This window comes from Psychrobacter sp. AOP30-A2-5 (assembly GCF_052378115.1).
GTDB lineage: Bacteria > Pseudomonadota > Gammaproteobacteria > Pseudomonadales > Moraxellaceae > Psychrobacter.
This window is the reverse complement of sequence record NZ_JBQSXK010000026.1, coordinates 1-22,608: the sequence shown is the minus strand read 5'-3', so window position 1 is coordinate 22,608 and position 22,608 is coordinate 1. Positions and strand designations below refer to the sequence as shown.

Annotated in this window: 18 protein-coding genes; 7 read left to right on the top strand and 11 right to left on the bottom strand. The window is 42.9% G+C overall.

From position 1 onward, the window contains the following. Positions 1-290 precede the first annotated feature (290 nt). A complete protein-coding gene (locus ACT3S4_RS13130; protein ID WP_109592643.1) occupies positions 291-1,019 on the bottom strand; it encodes a glycerophosphodiester phosphodiesterase in 729 nt (242 codons plus the stop codon). Between the two features lie 438 nt (positions 1,020-1,457). On the opposite strand from ACT3S4_RS13130, the gene ACT3S4_RS13125 reads away from it, so the two are divergent. Then, a complete protein-coding gene (locus tag ACT3S4_RS13125) occupies positions 1,458-2,393 on the top strand; it encodes a hypothetical protein (RefSeq protein WP_109592645.1) in 936 nt (311 codons plus the stop codon). Between the two features lie 169 nt (positions 2,394-2,562). Here the strand turns inward: ACT3S4_RS13125 and ACT3S4_RS13120 are convergent, their stop codons facing one another. Further along, positions 2,563-3,159, bottom strand: coding sequence for a cob(I)yrinic acid a,c-diamide adenosyltransferase (locus ACT3S4_RS13120; protein WP_109592647.1), 597 nt, complete (start codon positions 3,157-3,159; stop codon positions 2,563-2,565). Between the two features lie 218 nt (positions 3,160-3,377). Between ACT3S4_RS13120 and cysS the strand changes: the two genes are divergently transcribed. The 5 genes from cysS (at position 3,378) to pdxH (ending at position 11,225) form a co-directional block, all read left to right on the top strand. After that, entirely contained in the window at positions 3,378-4,838 is a 1,461-nt protein-coding gene (gene cysS, locus ACT3S4_RS13115; RefSeq protein ID WP_109592649.1) for a cysteine--tRNA ligase, read from the top strand. Between the two features lie 239 nt (positions 4,839-5,077). Continuing rightward, entirely contained in the window at positions 5,078-7,078 is a 2,001-nt protein-coding gene (locus tag ACT3S4_RS13110) for a mechanosensitive ion channel family protein (RefSeq protein ID WP_227676073.1), read from the top strand. A 402-nt stretch (positions 7,079-7,480) separates the two neighbouring features. After that, a complete protein-coding gene (gene guaB / locus ACT3S4_RS13105) occupies positions 7,481-8,953 on the top strand; it encodes an IMP dehydrogenase (RefSeq protein WP_045454296.1) in 1,473 nt (490 codons plus the stop codon). A gap of 213 nt (positions 8,954-9,166) precedes the next feature. Next, complete coding sequence (glmM, locus tag ACT3S4_RS13100) at positions 9,167-10,537, top strand: phosphoglucosamine mutase (protein WP_109592651.1); 1,371 nt, start codon at positions 9,167-9,169, stop codon at positions 10,535-10,537. Positions 10,538-10,580: 43 nt separating this feature from the next. Beyond that, a complete protein-coding gene (gene pdxH / locus ACT3S4_RS13095; protein ID WP_201561030.1) occupies positions 10,581-11,225 on the top strand; it encodes a pyridoxamine 5'-phosphate oxidase in 645 nt (214 codons plus the stop codon). A gap of 98 nt (positions 11,226-11,323) precedes the next feature. On the opposite strand, the gene ACT3S4_RS13090 is transcribed toward pdxH, so the two are convergent. The 8 genes from ACT3S4_RS13090 to ACT3S4_RS13055 all read right to left on the bottom strand — a co-directional run bounded on the left by ACT3S4_RS13090 (position 11,324) and on the right by ACT3S4_RS13055 (position 20,231). Then, the gene (locus ACT3S4_RS13090) at positions 11,324-11,773 is read right to left on the bottom strand and encodes a hypothetical protein (protein WP_443518114.1); all 450 of its coding nucleotides are present in this window, start codon (positions 11,771-11,773) and stop codon (positions 11,324-11,326) included. 124 nt (positions 11,774-11,897) lie between these two features. After that, positions 11,898-13,193, bottom strand: coding sequence for an HlyD family secretion protein (locus tag ACT3S4_RS13085; protein ID WP_201561028.1), 1,296 nt, complete (start codon positions 13,191-13,193; stop codon positions 11,898-11,900). Between the two features lie 107 nt (positions 13,194-13,300). Next, the gene (locus ACT3S4_RS13080) at positions 13,301-14,917 is read right to left on the bottom strand and encodes an MFS transporter (RefSeq protein WP_109592659.1); all 1,617 of its coding nucleotides are present in this window, start codon (positions 14,915-14,917) and stop codon (positions 13,301-13,303) included. A gap of 503 nt (positions 14,918-15,420) precedes the next feature. After that, positions 15,421-16,050, bottom strand: a complete 630-nt coding sequence (locus tag ACT3S4_RS13075) for a glutathione S-transferase family protein (RefSeq protein WP_109592663.1) — start codon at positions 16,048-16,050, stop codon at positions 15,421-15,423. A 46-nt stretch (positions 16,051-16,096) separates the two neighbouring features. Continuing rightward, positions 16,097-16,774, bottom strand: coding sequence for a type 1 glutamine amidotransferase domain-containing protein (locus ACT3S4_RS13070; RefSeq protein ID WP_045446333.1), 678 nt, complete (start codon positions 16,772-16,774; stop codon positions 16,097-16,099). A gap of 219 nt (positions 16,775-16,993) precedes the next feature. Beyond that, positions 16,994-18,043: an NADP-dependent oxidoreductase gene (locus tag ACT3S4_RS13065; protein WP_109592665.1), complete on the bottom strand. Its 1,050-nt coding sequence runs from the start codon at positions 18,041-18,043 to the stop codon at positions 16,994-16,996. A 156-nt stretch (positions 18,044-18,199) separates the two neighbouring features. Beyond that, positions 18,200-19,420 (bottom strand): iron-containing alcohol dehydrogenase, encoded by a 1,221-nt coding sequence (locus tag ACT3S4_RS13060; protein WP_109592667.1) that lies wholly within the window; start codon positions 19,418-19,420, stop codon positions 18,200-18,202. A 208-nt stretch (positions 19,421-19,628) separates the two neighbouring features. After that, on the bottom strand, positions 19,629-20,231 hold the full coding sequence (locus ACT3S4_RS13055) for a TetR/AcrR family transcriptional regulator (RefSeq protein WP_055124963.1): 603 nt from the start codon (positions 20,229-20,231) through the stop codon (positions 19,629-19,631). Positions 20,232-20,637: 406 nt separating this feature from the next. On the opposite strand from ACT3S4_RS13055, the gene ACT3S4_RS13050 reads away from it, so the two are divergent. After that, on the top strand, positions 20,638-22,128 hold the full coding sequence (locus ACT3S4_RS13050) for an aldehyde dehydrogenase family protein (RefSeq protein WP_087814161.1): 1,491 nt from the start codon (positions 20,638-20,640) through the stop codon (positions 22,126-22,128). A 94-nt stretch (positions 22,129-22,222) separates the two neighbouring features. Here ACT3S4_RS13050 and ACT3S4_RS13045 read toward each other — a convergent pair whose 3' ends face one another. Beyond that, entirely contained in the window at positions 22,223-22,453 is a 231-nt protein-coding gene (locus tag ACT3S4_RS13045; protein WP_045446342.1) for a hypothetical protein, read from the bottom strand. Positions 22,454-22,608: the final 155 nt, after the last annotated feature.

Below are 22,608 nucleotides of genomic sequence, written 5' to 3'. Positions count from 1 at the left end.
ATCACCAGATTTGATAGCGAAACGTAAGCCTTTAAGCGGTAAGCCAAGTGCTTTTTTTGCAATCATATAATATCCCTAACGGTATTAATTTAAGCCTATATGATACCTTAAAAAATCAATAAAGTGAACAGTTATACACTGTAAAAATATTGCTAAATAACAATAACTTGTATTGATTATGGAATGTATTAACGAAAATAATGGATGACTTATCAGGCATTGAGGAGAAGTGTAAGTAACACCGTAGATATGTAGATGATTTTAAATAAATCAAATAAAGGCGATGCTTATTAACCCAGCAGTAAATAACTCGGAAAATCAGTGATGATGACGTCAGCTTGCCACGCGATCAGCTGTTTAATCGTGTCAATATCATTGACCGTCCACGCACTCACTGGCAAGCCATAACGGTGGCTATGTTCAATGACTGCTCGACTAATAAGCGGATAGTGGATACCTAGCTGAATACAGCCAAGTTGCAAGGCGGTATTCGGCGCAGTCATTAAGACTTCAGGTGTGCGAATGAGCAAGCCGCGAGAGATAGGCTTTAGTAATGGATGACGTTGTAAGCGAACATGTAGCTCTACATCGAAACTGGTCAGCACAATGGGTAGTTTGGCAAGTGGGCTATCGATGAGGTTGCGTGCCAATGCTTGTACCAATTTAGCATAATCAGTACGGTCATGCGTTTTAATCTCCAGTTCAATATCAGTAAAGCCAGTTAGCAACGGTGCTACCTGCCCTAATGTCATAATCTGATGACCAAACTGCGAATGGCGTTGAAGCTCAGTAAGATTTAACTGATCAACACGTGCTTGCTGACCACACATGCGTTGCAGCGTGTCATCATGAAACACGATTAAATGACCATCCGCACTCAGTTGTACATCAAACTCAACCCCTGCTAGACCCTGAATGTTAAGACGTTGAGCGTACTCAAAGCCTGAAAAGGTATTTTCTAATGCTTCGCCGCGCGCACCGCGATGACCCAATAAAAGCGTGTTTTCGAAATTTATCATAATTTATATGGTTGGTTAGTGATACGCGCAATCATATAGTGCTAAAACAACAGCGTCTAATAAAATTTGCTCGATAGAGCAATATTACTATGTGGTTCCTTTTATCCAAAAACTTTATAGATATGAGCTGAGCGAAATCTTAGAATAGGTTTACTGTCTGTCAGACATTCAACAGACCCTAGTTGATCGCGGTAGTCTAAAAGCGTATTTATAGCGAATTCATAAGTATGTATTTGTTATGTTTTTGCAACTAAATACAGGTTTTACCTATAATGAGGGGCGTTATTTGTATATCCATGGGCTACACTAATGAACATTTTATTTAAACACCGTATAATAATCTGGTTTTCAAACCTAGGGCAGCTAGGGTTGCGGTTTGAACATCAATCACTGTCCATCAGTGGCGGTACGTATTAGTAAATTGGGAGCAAAAGAAATATGAGCGTAGCAAATAAAAACGTGAGCAAGTGGTATAAAGTGGCTGGTATTGGCATGGTATGTGGTTTAGCGCTTGCTGGCTGTGATCGCTCAGAGAAGGAAGATTCCACTGAGACGGCAGAGCTCACAGAGCAAGAGCCTGCGTCTACTGAAAACACCGCAGCTACTGCGGTGAGCTGTGATGACCCAATGGTACAAGATCGTCTCAAAACGGCTCTAAAAAACACGCTCAATCAACAAGCACAAACGCTGGCTACCAACTACGCAAATGATGCAGAGATCAGTCTCGCTAGCGGCGCTATCACTAATAAAACCAACGGCATTGTGATTGATGTACAAAATGCTGCAGTATTACAAGCAGCCAATGACAATGGTATGACGACTTGTCAGGCAAGCGTGAGCATGACGTTACCAAGCGAAGATTTGTATCAAGCCAGTCAAATACAAGCAGCCAACAATCTACCGAGCCTACAATCACGCTTAGCGCAAAATAACATTCGTATCAACAATAACATGTTGGTTGATGATGCCTTTACCTATGTCGTTGGTACTCAAGGCGGTCAAGTACGCACACGTATTGCTGGGCAGCCAGCATTGATTACTGTGGTCGCCGATGTGATGGCAGGTTCTGTATTTAAATCAGCGATGGATGAGCAGCGTGCCCAACGTAGCGCAGAGCGCCGTGCAGCACAAAACGATGACAGTCAGTCAGCACCCGTTCGTCAGCCTCAAGTAGTCAAGCCAGTTGAGCCGATTCGTCCTACTCAGCCTGCCACGCCGCCGACTATTAACAATCCAAGCAGTAGTAATACGGATAGCAGCGCGTCAGCCACTCCTGAGGTTAAAACCCCAGTCACATCCGCTGTACCGAAATCAGTACCTAAAGATGAAAGTATCGATATGGTTATTATTGAAGATGACAGCGCTACTTACTAATTAGTAAGATTTAAGCTGTTCTCGAACCATATTTTCGTTACTGAATAGTATCGCTTAGTCAGTAAAAAGCCCGCAGTGTTAAGGTTGCGGGCTTTTTTATATTTTATGCTAAACCTTAATTCTAGGGTCTGCTTTTAGCGTTTTAGTCCACTGAAGTAGTCCTGCGCAATTATTTTTTATCAGCGAATTTTTGTAATACCTGACTGTCCCATAAGACTTCAGAGACTTTATTGGGATCTGTACAAAAGCGAGCAGCGACAAACAACCAATCCGATAAGCGATTGATAAAGCTCACGGCCGTACTGCGAATCGCTTGTGGACGCTCTTGCTGTAATAGCACTGCTTGGCGCTCTGCACGGCGACAGATCGTACGTGCAACGTGTAGTTGGCTGACCAATACCGAACCTGTGGGCAAGATAAAATCTTTTAGCGGCGGCAAGGTCGTATTCATCACATCAATTTGCTGTTCTAACCATGTAATGTGAGTGGCATTGACGCCTTCATATTCTGGCATAGCCAGCTCACCACCGATATTAAACAATAAATGCTGAATGATGACTAACGCTTGAGAAAATTCCTTCTCTATAGACTGTCCTTTATTATGCTGTAACTGAGCACGTACCAGACCAATGTGTGAGTTAAGCTCGTCGATATCACCCATTACGCTAAATAGATTGTCTGCTTTGCTGACGCGGCTGCCGTCTGCCATGCCAGTGCTACCGTCATCTCCAGTACGCGTATATATTTTGCTTAAACGATTGCCCATATCTAAATCCTTAACAGTTTTTTATGATTGAATGAGGTTAGTTGCGGGCTCATTGTAGTATTTTATGGCTGTTTTCGCTAAGATAATGGGTTAGGTTTTATGTTGCCGCTATTTTTACAGTTATAACGACCATAGTCAGTACTGTTTAATATCCAAACATTGATTATATCTTTGTTTTTATTTTATCTATTCCATTTATATTAAAAGGCTTTTTAACCATGACCACACCACTTGCCGATGCGATGTCTCAGCTTGCTATTCATGACTCACTGACTGGCGGAAAACGTCAGTTCGTACCACTCAAATCAGGGCAAGTAGGCATGTATGTGTGCGGTATGACCGTTTATGATTATTGTCATATTGGGCATGCGCGGGTGATGGTTGGTTTTGACATGGTAGTGCGCTGGTTGGCTCAGTTAGGCTATGACGTTAATTATGTGCGCAATATCACCGATATTGATGACAAAATCATCGCGCGCGCCGCCGAGAATGGCGAAGAGATAGGTACGTTAACGCAGCGTTTTATTGAAGCCATGCACGAAGATTTCGCAGCACTTGGTTGCTTGGCACCTGATGCTGAGCCGCGGGCGACTGACCATATTGATGACATGCAACACATGATTGAGACGCTGGTTACAGGTAATTATGCGTACACAGGCGACAATGGTGATGTCTACTATGCCGTCGATAATTTTGCAGATTATGGTAAATTGTCTAAGCGTAATCTCGATGAGATGCAAGCAGGTTCACGCGTCGATGTCGAAAATGACAAACGAAATCCGTTTGACTTTGTCCTGTGGAAAGCCGCGAAACCTGATGAGCCGCAATGGGCGTCACCATGGGGACAGGGGCGTCCAGGTTGGCATATCGAATGCTCAGCGATGTCGACCAAGTGCTTGGGTAGTACCTTTGATATTCATGGCGGTGGTCACGACTTACAGTTTCCGCATCACGAAAACGAGATAGCGCAGTCTGAAGCCGCGACTGGCTGTGAATACGCGCGTAACTGGATGCATGTCGGTTTCATTAATGTCGATGGCGAAAAAATGTCTAAGTCATTAGCGAACTTTTCAACCATTCGCGATGTGATAGCAAAATACCTACCTGAAACGGTGCGCTTTTTCTTATTATCAAGCCATTATCGCAGCCAAGTCAATTTTTCTGACAACGCATTGGATGAAGCACATAATAGCCTAAGCAGGCTATATAATGCATTAAAATTGGCCGAACAACAAAAAGGGCAGACGCTCGTAGTCAGTGATACGCTGATAAATGATGCTTATAGTAGCAGTGCCGGACAAGACTTTATCAAAGCCATGAACGATGATTTTAATAGTTCAACGGCGATCAGTGTACTGTTTGGGCTGGCGCGCGACATTAATAAAGCCATTAAAGCCGAAGAGGTAGACACTGCATGGCAATTAGCAGAGCAGCTCAAAGCGTTGGCACAGGTACTCAATATTTTACAGCAGCCAGTTCAACAGTTTTTGCAAGCAATAATTGGTGAACAGGCAGATGATGGGTTAACCGATGACACTATCGATGGTTTAATCATTGAGCGTGCGGATGCCAAAACCAATAAAAACTTTGCGCGTGCTGATGAGATACGTGAGCAATTAAAAGATGCTGGTATTGAGCTTGAAGACAGCCGTGCTGGCACGACATGGCGCCGTGCTTAAGGCAATCATGTTACAGAACACCCATATAGATAGTCATAAACTAAGTCAGCTTTGAGCTGGCTTTTTTTATAGACTAAACTAGGGCGTATCATCATTCTAAAAATGGTGCTAAGAACAAGACAAATTGCAGTCAAACAAGAAAGATCAAGCTAAATTGGCTATGTAATATATGTAAGAATAAGCTTTGTAGGCAAGCTTCAAGAGATGCAAACATCAAGTGAATTAATGGCTTTTAAAATATGAATATTCTCAAAAAAAGCATTGTTGGCGGTCATCGTATAGCAATTGATACCGACAGTGACCACTATCCTAACGCCCAGCGTTGGAATGTGCGCGCCAGTACTTTGTCATTACTATTGGTTTTTTTTATAGTCAGCATGAGTGCTGTGTTTGCACCCGCTAATGCCGCAAGCACTAGCGATAGCAAACAAGCTGCGGATGAGCAGTCCATCTCGTCATCAACTTCAATTAGCAAGCCCGATAATCTGGCTGAATATGCCACTCAAAAAATCAATACAATTAAAGACGAAAGCCTCAGCATCTCTGGCGTTGCAGAAGAGATATTTGATCCTACCGAGCGCAATGTAGTAGAGCAAGCGGGTAATTTGCAGGGCGATTCTGGACTGACGGGTGAATACAATGAAAGTTATTATTTGCTAGACAAGCTCAATGTAGGCTTGCCGCCATTATCGGAGCCGCCAAATTTAACCACGCCACTGGCGACTTTAGAATTTTTTCAATCAGCGGTCATGAAGCAACAATACGACTTGGCCGCTTATGCACTTAACATGAATTTAATCGATCAGAAAATTCAGCGTAACCACGCGCTTGAGTTATCAAAACGGTTGGATTTTTTGTTAACGGAAAAAGAGCTTTATGTTTTTGATGATCTGCCAGATCGCCCAGATGGTTTAATCGAGCCGCCACTTGGCAATACCAGTAGTATCATGGGCATCCCTAGACGTTCGATTCAGCTAGGCTATATCGACTATCGTGAGCGCCGTGTCCCCATTTATTTGCAACGAGTACGGGTTGGTGAGGCTGCGCCTATTTGGGTGTTTTCTGCACAGACAGTTGATAATATTGACAATCTCTATGAGCAATATCATCCAGCGGAATTTGAGCGTTATTTACCTGGATGGTTAAAACTTAAGATTTTTAGTATTGCACTATGGGAGTTTTTGGCATTAGCACTGTTTTTCTTAGTGACCATGGGAGTAGGGTGGTTACTCAGTAAAGGCACGGAAAAAATCATCAGCCGTTATATCGACGATGAAAAATACAGCAATTATGTTGGTAGTACTAATGGCGTGGCAGATTTGGTTAATAAGCTGACCGTGCCGTTGACTTTTACCATCAGTTTTTTGCTCGTCTTTACTTTAGTGTCAGGCGGCTTTCCTTATTTGGATGCGGTAGCTTCATCGACTCGTCCGCTTATCTGGATTGGGCTAGTATTTAGCACCTTATGGCTTGGCATTCGCGTTATTAACTTTTTTGCTAATCGCTATCAAAGCCTACAAATTGAAAATCTGGCTGAAGAGCACTTTGATAAAGAGCGCCGTCGCCGTACTTATGTATCGATATTTCGCCGCGTCTTTATTTTTGTCATGATTTTGGGCAGTATTTGGATTGGTCTCAGTGAATTTGCCAACATGGAAGGCCTTGGCAAAACGCTATTGACCTCGGCTGGTATCGCAGGCGTGGTCATCGGAATTGCCGCGCAGCCGATACTGGGTAACATCATTGCTGGGGTACAGGTGGCCGTGACCCAGCCGGTACGGATTGGCGACAGTGTGATAATGGATGGCAACTTTAGTACCGTTGAAGACCTGCGTTATACGTATGCGGTACTCAAAACATGGGATGAACGTCGATTGATCGTGCCGATGCGCGAATTGATCACCGAAACGGTAGAAAACTGGTCACATACAGAAGTACATCAGACCTGTCCTGTGTTTTTATATGTCGATTATGGTGCAGATATTGATGCCATTCGCCAGCAATTTATATCGGCGGTTAAAGACAATAAGCTTTGGGACAACAAAACTGAGCCTGAAATGTTTGTCGTTGAGGTGACTGCCAATATTATTCACCTGCGCGGCGCTGTTTCAGCGGTAGGTCCCATAGAAGCATGGACACTGGCCTGTGAGATACGTGAGCAGATGCTGAATTATCTATATAGCAAACAAAAAGCTTATCTGCCTGCTGAACGTTTAATATTGAAGGGTAAAGACCAGTAACCGACGATTGAGTATATTTTCTATGCTTTTAAACAGCTGGTCTTTACGGACGTCGATATCGATAGACAAGCGCTAGCAAAATAAGCTGACAAATATAGCATGCGATTTGTCTGATTATTTGTTATAATATGGCGTTATTTTTAAGGGATAAATGAGCGATTAAGAGTAGGGGCGCGCTATATTTGTGCAAACTTATTAGCATCAATCAATTGCAATTTTCGAGTGTCTCTGTTTGTTTAATCACAAACACCGGCTGGCTCATTGCTGATTATCTAAAACTTTGTGATACAAGGTCTTTAATTTTAAGACTTTAGCTTCATAAAGTCATATCGTTGATTTTGGTTGATTGTCTTAATGCCAAAAATATCCCACCCATCAAAATAACCACCACTAGGGGTCTGTATGTTGCGAATTGTCGATGAAGCCTTAACCTTTGATGACGTTTTATTGTTGCCAGCTTATTCTGAAGTCTTGCCAAAAACTGCCGATCTGACCACCCGTTTGACCAAAAATATCACGCTGAATCTACCGCTGATTTCCGCCGCGATGGATACCGTGACCGAATCTGAAATGGCCATTACGATGGCACAGCTAGGCGGTATGGGTATCTTGCACAAGAGCATGGATATCGCTAAGCAAGCCACACAAGTACGCCGCGTCAAAAAATTTGAAGCAGGTACGGTTGTAGATCCGATTACTGTGCATCCAGAGATGACGATTGGTGATCTGCTACAGCTGACGCAAGATAATAATATCTCAGGCGTACCTGTGGTAGAAAGAGGCACTGATAATGTCGTGGGTATTGTGACTCACAGAGATTGGCGCTTTGAAACCAATCTGTCTTTGCCAGTTAGTAAAATCATGACGCCAAAAGATCAGTTGGTGACAGTACATGAAGGTGAAAGCAACGAAAACATCAAGCGTCTGCTACATGAACACCGTATTGAAAAAGTCATCGTTATCGACGATCATTTCCGCTTACGTGGTTTGATTACGGTTAATGATTTTGCAAAAGCTGAAAACAATCCAAATGCTTGTAAGGATGAGCAAGGTCGTCTGCGTGTTGGTGCTGCTGTTGGTACTGGTGCAGATACCCAAGCGCGTGTTGAAGCGTTAATCGCTGCTGACGTCGATATCATTGTGGTTGATACCGCACATGGTCATTCAAAAGGCGTGATTGATAAGGTATCTTGGATTAAAAAGCACTATCCACACGTACAAGTCATCGGTGGCAATATCGCAACAGGGGATGCTGCACTTGCACTACGTGATGCAGGCGCTGATGCGGTAAAAGTCGGTATTGGCCCTGGCTCTATCTGCACTACGCGTATCATCGCTGGTATCGGTGTGCCGCAAATCTCAGCCATCGATAACGTCGCTAGCGCATTAAAAGACAGTATTCCACTGATTGCTGATGGCGGTATTCGCTATTCAGGTGATATGGCAAAAGCCATCGCTGCTGGTGCTTCGTGCATCATGGTAGGCTCATTGATGGCGGGTACTGAAGAAGCGCCGGGTGAGGTTGAGCTGTTCCAAGGTCGTTACTACAAAGCTTACCGCGGTATGGGTAGTTTGGGCGCGATGTCAGGTTCAAATGGCTCATCAGATCGTTACTTCCAAGATGCTAAAGATGGCGTAGAAAAATTAGTACCAGAAGGTATCGAAGGCCGAGTTCCTTATAAAGGTCCAGTTGCTGGTATTGTTAATCAGTTGGTTGGCGGTTTGCGCTCATCAATGGGTTATACTGGCTCTGCGACTATCGAAGATATGCGTACCAATCCGCAATTCATTAAGGTGACATCGGCGGGTATGAAAGAGTCGCATGTCCATGATGTACAAATCACCAAAGAAGCACCGAACTATCGTGTGAATTAAAAAGTGTTTTGTAATCCTGCATTACGTCAACGATAGCTATTTTGCAGGGCTGCAGTGACCTTAAGATACAAACAGCCAACAATGCCTTGTTATTGTTGGCTGTTTTTTTTGTAAAATACACAAGCGGATTATAATAATAACTACTTAGACTGTTTATACGTTATTGTTTGCGTATTCGTCTGGTTTTCACTCTTAGATTTGGGAGCATACATAATGAGCTACTTTGGCACCGATGGTATTCGCGGAAAATTCGGTGAGTCGCCGATCACACCAGACTTTATTTTAAAATTGGGCTATGTGACGGGACGTGTGCTGATAGAGAATAATGACAATCCTGCTCGCAAGCCAAGCGTGGTCATCGGTAAGGATACGCGGCTATCAGGTTATGTGATTGAAGGCGCATTGCAAGCAGGGTTTAATGCCGCTGGTGTTGATGTGCATATGCTTGGACCATTACCCACACCAGCGATTGCGCATTTGACCCGTAGTTTTAATGCAGATGCTGGGGTGGTTATTTCAGCGTCGCACAATCCTTACTATGATAACGGTATCAAACTGTTTTCAGGTGATGGCAAAAAGCTGACTGATGAGATGCAAAACTCTATTAATGACAAGCTAAAAGCGATTATGAGTGCCTCTGAGGCGGACAATAATGTGATTATGCCTATTCTTGATCCAGCACAATTAGGGAAAAACAATCGAATCAATGATGCCAAAGGTCGCTATATCGAATTCTGTAAAGGCAGTTTTCCTTATCAGTACGACTTGAGTCATCTGACTGTCGTCGTAGATTGTGCCAATGGTGCAGGCTATAGCGTGGCACCAAGAGTCATGCGTGAGTTGGGTGCCAATGTGATTGCTATTAACAATACGCCTGATGGCATCAATATCAATGCCGACTGCGGCTCTACCCATCCTGAAGGCTTACAGAAAGCAGTGATTGAGCACGAGGCAGATGTTGGTATCGCACTAGACGGTGATGGTGATCGTATTGTGATGGTTGATGAGGCTGGTAATCTGGTTGACGGCGATGGCATTTTATACGTACTTGCTACCCAAGGTCAGACTAAGGCGAAAGGTGTGGTTGGTACGCTCATGAGTAACATGGGCTTAGAGTTGGCACTCAAAGCGGCAGACATTAAATTTACTCGTGCAAAAGTAGGCGATCGTTATGTGATGCATGAGCTTGAAGCGAATGGCTGGATACTGGGCGGCGAACCATCGGGTCATATTCTATGTTTAGATAAGAGTCGTACGGGTGATGCAATTATCGCCGGCTTGCAAGTGCTTGCGGTGATGGAAGCACGTGGTAAAGCGCTCAGTGATTTGACCGAAGGCTTTGAAAAATTGCCACAAAAACTGGTCAATGTACGCTTAAGTAAAATGCAAGATCCGTTTGAACATGAAGAGCTGGTTGCTGCTTTTGCAAAAGCACAGGCCACTTTAGAGGGTCGTGGTCGTCTGCTCATTCGACAGTCAGGTACAGAGCCTATGATACGTGTGATGGTTGAGTCGGATGATGAAATAGAATGTGATGTATTGGCAAATGATTTGGCTGACCATATCAAAGCAATATTGGGTTAAAGTCATAATATAGTTATATTAAAATAAGGAATATTTTATGAGCATGGATTTTACCGATCAGCGTTTGTCATACGAAAAAGGTGAGCTTGATCAACAGTCCGTCCCAGACTCTCCATTTGAGCTACTAAAAGAATGGATGAATGAGGCAATAGCACAAAAGGTGCAAGAGCCTTATGCGATGAGTCTAGCGACGTGCGGTGCTGATAATAAACCTAGCGTGCGCATCGTACTTATGCGTGAGATTACTGAAAATGGTGTGGTGTTTTATACCAACTATGAAAGCGCTAAAGGTCAAGATATTGCCGAAAACCCGAATGTCGAAGCGCTATTCTTTTGGCATGAGCTGGAGCGTCAAGTACGTATTAGTGGCAGTATTGCTAAAATCGATGCTAATAAGTCAGCTGCTTACTTTCAAAAGCGTCCTCACGACAGTCAAGTGGGTGCGTGGGTCAGTCAGCCTCAAAGTGGCGAAGTTGCTGATCGTGAGGTGATGCAAACCAAGTTTGATGAGCTGCAAAATCAGTATCCAGAAGATAGCCAAGTGCCAACACCAGAGTTTTGGGGTGGTTACGAGATTACCATTCATGAGATTGAGTTTTGGCAAGGTCGTGCCAACCGTATGCATGACCGTATTGTCTATACTAAAGACAATGGTGAAAGCTGGACTACCAAGCGCCTTTTGCCTTAAACATATTTGCTACTTATTATTTAGATATAAGCAGAGAGTGATTTCTTAGGTGCTGTTGCTGCTCTAAACAGCAACAGCACCTAATTTTATTAAAAGCTTTATGGTATAAGCTCGAGTACTTGCGACTTTTTTAGCTTTCCTGGGAAGTTTCCTGTAAATATACGGCAATATAAAGTTTTGTCGTTCTCTAAGTATGTTGAAGAATCAAGTTTGATGCTATAGATGTATTGATCTGAAAGTGTGTCAGCAGTAGGTTTGGTTTTTTTAGGAATATTGCCGCTCAAATAATTATTCGAAGAGTAGTCAGGAATGTATTTATCATCATAGATTCGTTTATCGTTGATACAATGTATATAACTCCCTGTATTTCTAGTTGATTCACGTATTGAAAAATTAGCTTCTGATAAAAAAGTTATTTCATAATATGATGATGTCCGTTTAAATTCGACCAATTGAACTTCCGTATTTTTATGATTTTTTATGCACCCTGATAAAATTAGTAAAGTGCTTAACCCTATCATTTTATGCCGCATTATTGTTCCTTTCATATAATAAATTCATCATAAATTGACTGTAGGTGTAAGCAGCATAACAATTGATTGATAGTATGAAGATTTCCTTGCTCAAGTCTTACCATTTAAATAAGAGAAAGGCCGAGTTGCAGATATCCCCTTACTTTTTATTTTTTTGGGTGTCGACATCGACCGACACCGACATACCGGGGCGCAATTGCGCAAGCTCAGGTTGTCCTTGCTCTAAATCTATTCGTACCGGAATACGCTGAGCGATTTTAATATAGTTGCCAGTCGCAGGGTTTGCCGCGCCCGCGCTAAATTCACTGCCAGTCGCTGGCGAGATATTGCTGACATGACCTCGAAACGTAGCGCCGCCTAGCGCATCCACATGAATAGTTGCAGGCTCACCGACAGCCATATTTGCCACTTGGGTTTCTTTAAAGTTGGCGATAATCCACACGCCTTTTGGAACCACATACATGAGCTGTGTGCCCGCGCTGACATATTGCCCAGCTTTGACGCTGACTTGACTCAGTTGTCCTGATTCAGGAGCAGTAATAATCGTATTGTCTAAATTAATCTTTGCTTGCTTAGCAACTGCTTCTGCATTTTTAATATTGGCATCGAGTGATGAGCGGCTACCACTGGTTTTTTTGCTAGCCTCAAGGGCGACTTGTAAATTGGCTTCTGCTTGCTGAACGCCAGCTTGTGCTTGAGCGAGCTGAGCTTGGGCATGAGCAACTTCTGCTTTGGACACAGCACCAATGGCATCAAGTCCTTGATAGCGCTTGACGTCTTCGCGTGCACTATCAACGCTAACTTTGGCACTATATAAGTCCGCTTTACGTGCTTCGATTTGCGCCTGACTGGTGCCCGTATCTTGCGCATTGCTTGAGCGGTCGGTCATAGCGACTTCGATATTGGCTTGTGCTTGTTCGAGCTGCTGCAAAAAGGCACGGTCGTCTATCTTAACCAACAAATCACCCGCTTGTACATTTTCAAAATCTTGCACTGCCACTTCTGTGACATAGCCAGAAACTTGCGGGCTGATAATCGTTGTTTGACCTTTTACAAAGGCATTATTAGTCTGCTGAACCGTAGGCGTAAAGGGCGGTAGCTTCCACGCATAAAGAATCAAAAGGACGCCAATAATGATTAGTGCAATCAATAAGCCTAGGTTAAAATAAGATTTCTTTTTAGGCGACCAACCTGTAGCGTCAGGAATAGGCTCTTTTGGCGGCATTGGCGTTTCATCAGCATCAGCAACGGACGTTATTATCGAGTCCTCTTTTTTCGCTACGGACGCAGTATCATCGTTTTTTGATTGGCTTAGAGGCATCTCTATTGCTGCTGCCTTGGATGATGTCTGATTGTTTTCAGCAGTATTTTGGGTGGCATCTTGAGCGGTGTCTTGATTATGGTCATCAAGATCATTTAACTTGTCTTCGCTCATGATGCGCTCCTAATGAGATTGGTAAACATAGTGGATAACTTTTTAAAATATAGTAATTAGCATAAGAAGAAAAGGTAACAGCAAAAAATCGATATTATTGTCACCTGTTATTTTTTGCCCATCATTTCTGCCAATGCGGCAAGTTCTTTACCAAGTGGATTGCGTTTATGATAAAGGTAATAAAAATAAATCATCAATAAATATAGCGCAGTGATAGTGGCGCTCACCGCCATCAAAAAGAATAAATCGTCATAAGCGGCGACCGTGGCTTGACGTTGCACACCCTGTAGCATTTGGGTCATCGTAGCAGGATCAGTGGTATTCATTGAACTGACCATATCGGCATAATGCATCTGAGTACGAATGGTGGTAAATGCTTGAATACCTGCCGCGCCTGCCAAACCACCGACCGTTTGTGAAATACCAAAAATAACCGAAAAGCTAATAATATAGGCAGGTCCGTTAGCAATGGCGCGAAACATACCTTCAAATACCATTGGTCCCATAAAGTAAACGGCAGCAAAAGCGATTATAAACTGACTGAAATAGAACATATAAGGGGCAGAGTTTAGCGACACACCCGTATCTACCCATGCACCAATCGCAATCAATGCAACCGCAAAAATCACTGGTCGGCGCAGATCCGTCGCCTTGGTGGTAAAAATGCTAATCACTAATGCCAGTATGCTAGCCACCAAGATGATGGCATAAAAAACAATCAGCTGGTCATTACCATAACCAAGGTTTGCTAATAATCCTGCGGCGCCCACACTTTGCTCAGACAGCAAAATACGCATGACGGCACCAGTAATCATAAAGGCAATAATGGTGCGACTACGCATCCAGCGCACTTGTAACATAGGGTTTTTGCGGTGCGTCTCAATCCATAAAGCAATCGAGATAGTCACGACGGCAATAATCAGTGGATAGCTAAGCCAAGGCATTGTCCACCATTGAATTCTACCTTGTACTAAAAATACGGATAGGGCGGCAAGACCACTGGCAAAAAAGCCAAAACTCACCAAATCAAGTTTTTCAAAGACCTTTTCCGTGTTGCCCGGTGGTAGCTCAAGAATGTTAATAAGCCCAAAGCAAATCAGCGATAATCCCACTTGAAATAAAAATAAACCTTCAAGCTGACCATCAACGGCTAAATAAGGCGAGATAATCCGTGACAGTGGAATGCCAAACTGTACCAAGCCAAAGCCCAGTATCAGTCCGCTGATACGCCGAGCAGTTGGCATGCCTTGTAGACAATAAAAAATAGACAATACCGTCATCGCACTAGCCACCACACCACTAAAGCCACGGGCGAGCAGTTCTAAATAATAAGGCTCAATGCTAACCCCAATCGTCGTACTGAGTAGATTACTACTGACCAACCACTGCATACTGGTGGCTGCCAACAAAAAGAAAAGAGTGATTTTGCTAAATAGCGACATACCAAATTGCTGACGAATTTTGTACAGCAGCACCGTGACACAAGCATTGGTCATATTGTAAGCGACTGATATCCAGCCACCTTCTACTGGTGTTAAGCCCATTTCACCTTGGATTTGAGTGAGATTCGCGACCAATAGACCATTCTGAAAGCTGGCAGTTAAGCCGATAAAAATACCAATCAGTAAATAAAATACTTTACGGCGCACAGGGTGATCAGGGGTGGCAGGCGAGCCAAGCATGAATGGTCGTTCATGGGGCTTAAACTGGTATTCAGTACTCATGGATGGATAATCTGCGTAGAGGGATAAAATGGTGTATAGCCGTTGTTAAACAAGCATCGCGCTCGTCGGATAGTCATGAAACTCAAGACGTTCAAAGTCATTTAATAAAAAGTCATTTAACAGAAAGCCATTTAGTAGGCTGATAAAACCAAAAAAGTATTCTAAACCCTGTTTTGAATATTTTATCATAATTTTTGTTGAGCATTTATCACGCATAACTAACACATTGAAAATCAAATTAAAAGATAGATGCAGCTGTCTGTCAATGAGAGAAGATAAGAAACACAGTGCTATAGTCAGAGCACTTTTAAACTGCTACGGCTTTACCCGCCATAGATGTACTCAGTGTACTATCTGCGGTCGGTCGCCTTGTAGCGATTCTAAAATTCCTTGACTATATGTCACATAGCTACGACTCAGGTCATTTTCACCCATAAAAAACAGCTCTATAAAGAGCTGTTTTTTTATACATTAAATAGTCGATAAACAGTTAGACTATGGTACTAAATAGAGTGATCATAATTCGCCTCTAAACGCATGCTGCGCTGATAGCTATCAAGACTGGCGAGTTGTAAAGCATACTGCTTGATATGCGGATAATCATCTAACGCTTCACGCTTAGCCAGCATGATTAAGTCGAAAGACAGCATAAAGTCAGCGCCGCTTAGCTTATGACCAACGATAAATGACTTATCTGCAACTTCCTCGTTTAGATAGCTCAACAATCTGTGTTTTTCTTGACTGATATAACCATCTAAAAACTCGTTATCGACGATGCCGGCTTTTTTGGTAAATAGCTCCAGTAATAACGGCAACATGAGCGAGCTTTCAGCAAAGTTAATCCATTGCAGATAATGTCCATAGTCTACGCTATCAGTCGTAGGACGTAAGCGCTCTGGCGCAAATCGCTCAATCAATAACTCAGTGATTGCACCCGACTCGGCATAAAGTTGACCATCCATCTCGATAACCGGAGATTTACCGAGTGGATGTACCGCCTTTAAACTGTCTGGTGCCAAATGAGTATTAGGATCGCGTTGATGACTAATGATCTCATAAGGCACGCCCAGCTCTTCTAAAAGCCATAAAATACGTAATGAGCGAGACTGGTTGAGATGATGTAAGCGAATCATGATAGTGGCCTTTTGCATGGTCTATTATATTAACGTTAAAAAGATATTAACCTTTCAGCTTAGTGATTAAGCGCTTGGCAGCTTCCTCTGATGACGCTGGGTTTTGCCCAGTAATCAGCAAGCCATCTTCAACCACAAATGATTCCCAATCAGCGGCTTTTTCATAGTTACCACCATTGGCTTTTAGTGCATCTTCTACTAAGAATGGCACGACATCTGTTAGACCAACGGCGTCTTCTTCTGAATTGGTAAAGCCAGTCACTGTTTTGCCTTTGACTAAATACTCACCGTCAATTTTGACATTTTTAAGAGCGGCTGGAGAATGACAAACAAAGGCGACAGGTTTGTCTTGTTTGACAAACGTCTCAATCAAATTGATCGAATTTTTATCAACTGCCAAGTCCCATAGTGGACCATGACCGCCTGGATAAAAGACTGAATCAAAATCTTCAGCGTTCATATCAGCGAGTTTTTCAGTATTGGCAAGATGCTTTTGAGCATCGCTGTCTTCTTTAAAGCGCTTGGTATCTTTCGTTTGCGTGTCTTCAGTATCGCTGCTCGGATCAAGTGGTGGCTGCCCGCCAGCAGGAGAAGCAAGTGTCACATTGACGCCCGCATCGATAAAAGCGTAATAAGGCGCGGCAAACTCTTCTAGCCAAAAGCCCGTTTTTTTGCCAGTATCGCCCAACTTATCATGTGAGGTTAGTACCATTAAAATATTCATAGTCGTCCTTATTTATTATTGATGTTGTTTTTAAATCATGGGTTGTTAGCAGTCATGCTTAATTGGTCATCTGTAATTAATATGAGTATTTGCAATGACTGCTAGCGGTATTCATAGAACAGTATTCATGGTTGAGAGGTCATTTTCAGTGGTTGTCTTAGCAAGTTATGTTGTTAAGTCGTTATTTGCGATTCAATCAACTGATAACCATTGGTTCTGTTATTCAACCTCAGAAACTTTAACCACTGTTTTACCAAAGTTATCGCCATTTAGCATGCGCACAAAGGCATTTGGTGCATCGTCTAAGCCTTCAGCGATATATTCTTTGGTTTTAACATCGCCTGACTCGACCCATTTGCTCATGGTTTTTAAGAATTCTGGGAAGTGATCACCATACTCTTCAAAAATAATAAACCCTTTGATGGTGAGACGACGGCTTAGAATGTTGCCCATTAATACGCCTAGACGATCTTTGCCATCAGGCAGCTCGGTGGTGTTGTATTGCGAGACCAGACCACAGACTGGGATACGTGCATGCGCATTTAATAATGGCATAACGGCATCAAACACTTTGCCACCGACGTTTTCGTAATAGATATCGATGCCATCTGGGCACGCCGCTTTTAATTGCTCGGCAAAGTCATCCGCTTTATGGTCAATACAGACATCAAAGCCTAGCTCATTGACAGCAAAGTCACATTTTTCTTTGCCACCAGCCACACCAACGGTACGTAAGCCATATTGGTTGCCAACTTGACCTACCGTTGCACCAACGGGACCCGTTGCAGCAGCGACGACCAAAGTTTCCCCTTTTTGCGGCTTACCGATGTCGGTCAAACCCATGTAACCGGTAAAGCCTGGCATACCTAGTACGCCTAAACCATAAGAGGGATTTGACATGTTTTTGTCAAGCTTTAAGACGCCTTCGCCATCACTGACGCTATAGTCTTGCCAGCCTGAGTTTGAGACCACTAAGTCACCCACAGCAAATTTGTCGATATTGGATTCAACGACTTGGGCAACCGTGCCACCCATCATGACGTCACCCACTTCTAGCGGATCAGCATAGCTTTTTGCATCGCTCATACGTCCACGCATGTATGGATCTAATGATAAGTAAACGGTACGCAGCAGCATTTCATTGTTATTTGGCGATGGGATATCGCTGGTTACCATATCAAAGTTTTCAGCTTTTGGCTCACCTGTTGGACGGCTTGCTAATTTAATTTGACGATTTATTTTTTGATTTTGTTGTTTATCAAAGCTCATTATCAGATTCCTTTTCTATTTATTAATTTTAAGATTCTATTGATTTTAATATTTACTGGTTTTGATACTCAATGGTGAATGGAGTAGTTACTCAGTGCTGAGCAACTACTATAAATAGCATAACAATATGTGTTTCTTATTACGGTGGTGTTTTTATTAAGCAGATTTGCTACTAATAGCACGTTGTAGAATACGACGTGACACTTCTAAATCATTGTTGCTGTGCTCGCCTAACTGAACCATGTTGTGCGCTTCAAGCTGCTTGATAATTGGGTCAATAGCTGACGCATCAAGTTCTGCATCTTCTAAACTGACGGGCAAGCCAAGGTCGCGGAAGAAGTGTTCTGTACGGACAATAGCGGCTTCAATGACAGCGTCTTCGTCTTGATGAGTATCATCGAGCGTAATATTCCAGACATTATGTGCATATTGAAGTAATTTTTCTTTTTTACTTTCTTTTAGCTCACGCATCACTGATGGCAATAAGATAGTTAATGTACGTGCATGATCGATGCTGTGTAACGAGGTTAGCTCATGACCGATCATATGTGTCGTCCAGTCTTGCGGTACTCCTGCACCGATTAGACCATTGAGTGCCATTGTCGCTGTCCACATAATATTCTTACGAGTTTCTAAGTTCTCTGGATCTTGTTTAACGATACGACCTTCATCAATGAGGATTTTCAGCAAGCTCTCAGCAAAGGCATCTTGCACTTTGGCATTGACTGGATACGTTAGGTACTGTTCCATGACATGGACAAAGGCATCCGCAACACCATTCATCACTTGACGCTCAGGTAATGTCAGTGTTTTGATTGGATCTAATATTGAGAACTTAGGGAAGGCAAGTGCGTTGCCAAATGGTAGCTTAGCTTGACGTTCACTATAATTGATGACGCCGCCTGAGTTCATCTCAGAGCCAGTGGCTGGAATGGTCAAAACAGCACCCAAATCGATGGCAGAATCAATGTCTCTGCAATAGCTGGTTAGTGCGTTCCATGCTTGTTCGCGTGAGACAGTCGTGTCATCTTCTTCAGTGAGTGACGATACCAATGCCACAAATTTGCTACCATCAATGACTGAGCCGCCACCGACCGCTAGCAAAAAGTCAATATTGTGCTCATTGACCATATCTGCTGCTTTTAAAAGAGTCGTGAATTCTGGATTGGCTTCAATACCACCAAATTCGAATACGGTACGTGTACCGCTCGCAGCCAAGGCTTCTTTTACTTCGTCTAGCGTACCTGTGCGCTGTGCCGAACCGCCACCATAAGTGATAAGTACACGGGCATCAGTCGGAACCAATTCCGATAGTTGTTTTATTTGACCTTCACCAAAGACGATACGTACTGGATTGTAATATTGGAAGTTATTCATAGTATTCCTAAAATCATTAAATATTTGTGTTAGGCGTATGGGGTGCAAAAATCTCAGTGGCAAATTAGCCATTCGTTTTTGCAACTGTGGGCATTGTACATTAAATAGACCAGTCGTCTAGTAATTTTTACAAAACTCTCTTATAACTCAATTTTTTGCTTTAGATATAGGGAAGTATAAATGGCTAAAAAGCGTTTAACGCACGAGATTAGCGTCCCAATTGAGAAGTAGTCATCTGCCATACTTCTGCAAGCGGTGTATTGGTTTGGCTAATCTTGGCGATTAAACTGGCACCAAGCCAAGCAAAATACCAACGTTTTGCCATGCTCTCGGCCGCGATATTGTCAGGTTGTGGTACAGAGTCATCCGCCCAGCCTGCTTTGATTTGTTCAGCAAGCCAGCTGATGGTCTGCTGGTAACCAGCATTCAGTGCGATGCGCATAGGTTCAGACAGATCTGCAACCTCAGCGCTGAGCTTCACCACCAAGCATTTTTCATGATCACAGCCATTTTGCTGGGTGTCATACCAGCTTTGAAAGTAATCATAAATCTTTTGCTGAGCATTAACTTTTTGACGACCAATGGTGTCTAAGCGTATCTTATAATCAGTGAAATAATGACTGATGATAGCTTCACCGAACGCTTCCTTTGAGGCAAAATAATGGTAAAAAGAGCCTTTAGGAATACCGGCTGTGTCTAGTATTTGTTTGATACCGACGGCAGTAAAGCCTTTTTTAGAAATCAATTGATAGCCTGTTTCTAACAGATGCGTTTTGGTATCTGGTGGGATTGTGGTTGAGGCCGCAGACATAATGGTAATGTCCTCCTATATTTTTTATGAATGTATTTCAGAGATAAGGTATGGCGAATAATGCTACTTAGCGCGCTATTAACAATTATTCATGATACTTTCTATGGGTCGATGCAGATTTTTATCGTTGCTTATAATGAGTGCTTATTGTCAGGGTTGATATGGTCACGTTACGTTTTTTCAACAATACTTGCTGACAAAATACGCTTATTTGTATGAGGTCTATGGTAGCATTAGACCAGTCGTCTAGCAAGTTTCGTTTTGATGTGCTTAATCAAATGTCGCGAGCGCAGGCTATTTAATATAAATAACTGTGTTAAGGGTTATTTTTTATCTGCCTCAATTTGCTAGCCATACTGTTTTATTGACAACCAACATAACATCCATAAAATAAATGAGAAGAATTATGTTAACTGATACCGATAATACCAAAGCCAATGCCTATAATGATTTCCACCTCCAGTACATTGCAGGGGAATGGCAAAGCGGTCAAGATGATAGCGTCAATACCAACACCAACCCCTACAATGGCGATACACTTGTAAAGATTCAGCAGGCGACAGAAGCACAGCTTAATGAAGCTTATCAAGCAGCAAGTGCGGCACAAAAAGAGTGGGCACAGCAAACGCCAGCGACACGAGCAGGTGTACTATATAAAGTGGTTGAGATTTTAGATCAGCGCCAAGATGAAATCGTCGATTGGCTCATTAAAGAGTCGGGCAGTACCCGTGTTAAAGCCATGGTGGAGTTTGCTGCTACCCGCGGCATTACCCTTGAGGCTGCGACTTTCCCCAGTCGTGTACATGGCGAGATTCGTCCATCTAACACCCCTGGCAAAGAAAACTTTGTTTACCGTGAGCCCATCGGTGTCGTCGCTGTCATTAGTCCGTGGAACTTTCCATTACATTTGACACAACGTTCTATTGCACCAGCCTTAGCACTTGGTAACGCTGTGGTACTCAAGCCTGCGAGTGATACTCCAGTGACTGGTGGTTTGCTGCTAGCAAAAGTATTCGAAGAAGCAGGTTTGCCAAAAGGCTTGCTCAACGTGGTGGTTGGCTCAGGCAAAGAGATAGGAGATGCGATCGTTGAACACAAAACCCCAAGCTTTGTATCATTTACTGGCTCTACTTCAGTCGGTAAGCGCATTGGCGAGTTGGCCAATGGCGGCGACTACATTAAACAAGTAGCGCTTGAGTTGGGTGGTAACAGTCCATTTGTGGTACTAAAAGACGCTGATATTGAGCAAGCGGTCAAAGCAGCAGCCTTTGGCAAATTCTTACATCAAGGTCAAATCTGTATTGCTATTAATCGTATTATCGTTGAAGACGAGATTTATGATGACTTTGTTGAGCGTTTCTTGGCACACGTTAAAACGTTAAATGTCGGCGATCCGAGCAAACAAGACACGGCGGTTGGTCCGATTATTAATAAAAAACAAGTCGAATCGTTGAAAGAGAAAATCGCTAATGCGCAGCAAGAAGGCGCAAAAATGATATTAAGTGGTGAGATTAAAGGACAAGTTGTACCGCCGCACATCTTTACTGAAGTGACGCGCGAGATGGATTTGTCACGTAATGAGGTATTTGGACCATTGGTCGGTATCATCCGTGCCAAAGATGAAGATGATGCGTTATCGATCGCCAATGACTCAATGTTTGGTCTGTCGAGTGCGGTATTTACAAAAGATATGGCAAAAGGCATGCGCTTTGCTCGCGGTATCAGAGCAGGCATGACACATATTAATGATATTTCAGTCAATGATGAAAGTAACTTACCATTCGGTGGCGAGAAAAACTCAGGTATTGGTCGTTTTAACGGTGAGTGGGTGCTAGAAGAGTTCACTAGAACGCACTGGATATCTATGCAACATGAGCCACGCGAGTATCCGTTTTAAGCGATGTATATTTTCAATGCTCTAAATTAAAGTTTTAATAATAAAAAAGCCTGCAAATCAGCGGGCTTTTTTTATGGGAACGTTGAAAGTGTGATTATTTAAGGTGAAAGCCTAGCAAGCCTTGTATCTCCTCGACGGTCATATGTCTAACGAGCGCCTGATCTTCTACCGACAAGCGATTGGTGTGCTCTTTTATCATAGTATGGATGCTACGAGCGACCTCAGAGGTGCTAGCATAATACATTTGCGGCTCTTCTTTGGTGAGTTTCATCAAAAACTTATCGATGATTTTGCGCTTTTCATGGGAAGCGTGTTCTTGAGTCATGACATTCTCCTAATTATAAACCATCTAAGCAGTCAGCTCAGTGATAGTCAATGCTTATGGCTAGTATAACGCAGATAACAACGAGGATAGCGACTTAAGTTGAACGGGTAACACGCTCTATACTGTGTGTCACATTCTAAAATATTATCATCTAG

What these genes read in the sequence shown, in the direction of transcription:
- ACT3S4_RS13130 (WP_109592643.1), bottom strand. Translation starts at nt 1,019, where the DNA reads ATGATAAATTTCGAAAACACGCTTTTATTGGGTCATCGCGGTGCGCGC.
- ACT3S4_RS13125 (WP_109592645.1), top strand. Translation starts at nt 1,458, where the DNA reads ATGAGCGTAGCAAATAAAAACGTGAGCAAGTGGTATAAAGTGGCTGGT.
- ACT3S4_RS13120 (WP_109592647.1), bottom strand. Translation starts at nt 3,159, where the DNA reads ATGGGCAATCGTTTAAGCAAAATATATACGCGTACTGGAGATGACGGT.
- cysS (WP_109592649.1), top strand. Translation starts at nt 3,378, where the DNA reads ATGACCACACCACTTGCCGATGCGATGTCTCAGCTTGCTATTCATGAC.
- ACT3S4_RS13110 (WP_227676073.1), top strand. Translation starts at nt 5,078, where the DNA reads ATGAATATTCTCAAAAAAAGCATTGTTGGCGGTCATCGTATAGCAATT.
- guaB (WP_045454296.1), top strand. Translation starts at nt 7,481, where the DNA reads ATGTTGCGAATTGTCGATGAAGCCTTAACCTTTGATGACGTTTTATTG.
- glmM (WP_109592651.1), top strand. Translation starts at nt 9,167, where the DNA reads ATGAGCTACTTTGGCACCGATGGTATTCGCGGAAAATTCGGTGAGTCG.
- pdxH (WP_201561030.1), top strand. Translation starts at nt 10,581, where the DNA reads ATGGATTTTACCGATCAGCGTTTGTCATACGAAAAAGGTGAGCTTGAT.
- ACT3S4_RS13090 (WP_443518114.1), bottom strand. Translation starts at nt 11,773, where the DNA reads ATGAAAGGAACAATAATGCGGCATAAAATGATAGGGTTAAGCACTTTA.
- ACT3S4_RS13085 (WP_201561028.1), bottom strand. Translation starts at nt 13,193, where the DNA reads ATGAGCGAAGACAAGTTAAATGATCTTGATGACCATAATCAAGACACC.
- ACT3S4_RS13080 (WP_109592659.1), bottom strand. Translation starts at nt 14,917, where the DNA reads ATGAGTACTGAATACCAGTTTAAGCCCCATGAACGACCATTCATGCTT.
- ACT3S4_RS13075 (WP_109592663.1), bottom strand. Translation starts at nt 16,050, where the DNA reads ATGATTCGCTTACATCATCTCAACCAGTCTCGCTCATTACGTATTTTA.
- ACT3S4_RS13070 (WP_045446333.1), bottom strand. Translation starts at nt 16,774, where the DNA reads ATGAATATTTTAATGGTACTAACCTCACATGATAAGTTGGGCGATACT.
- ACT3S4_RS13065 (WP_109592665.1), bottom strand. Translation starts at nt 18,043, where the DNA reads ATGAGCTTTGATAAACAACAAAATCAAAAAATAAATCGTCAAATTAAA.
- ACT3S4_RS13060 (WP_109592667.1), bottom strand. Translation starts at nt 19,420, where the DNA reads ATGAATAACTTCCAATATTACAATCCAGTACGTATCGTCTTTGGTGAA.
- ACT3S4_RS13055 (WP_055124963.1), bottom strand. Translation starts at nt 20,231, where the DNA reads ATGTCTGCGGCCTCAACCACAATCCCACCAGATACCAAAACGCATCTG.
- ACT3S4_RS13050 (WP_087814161.1), top strand. Translation starts at nt 20,638, where the DNA reads ATGTTAACTGATACCGATAATACCAAAGCCAATGCCTATAATGATTTC.
- ACT3S4_RS13045 (WP_045446342.1), bottom strand. Translation starts at nt 22,453, where the DNA reads ATGACTCAAGAACACGCTTCCCATGAAAAGCGCAAAATCATCGATAAG.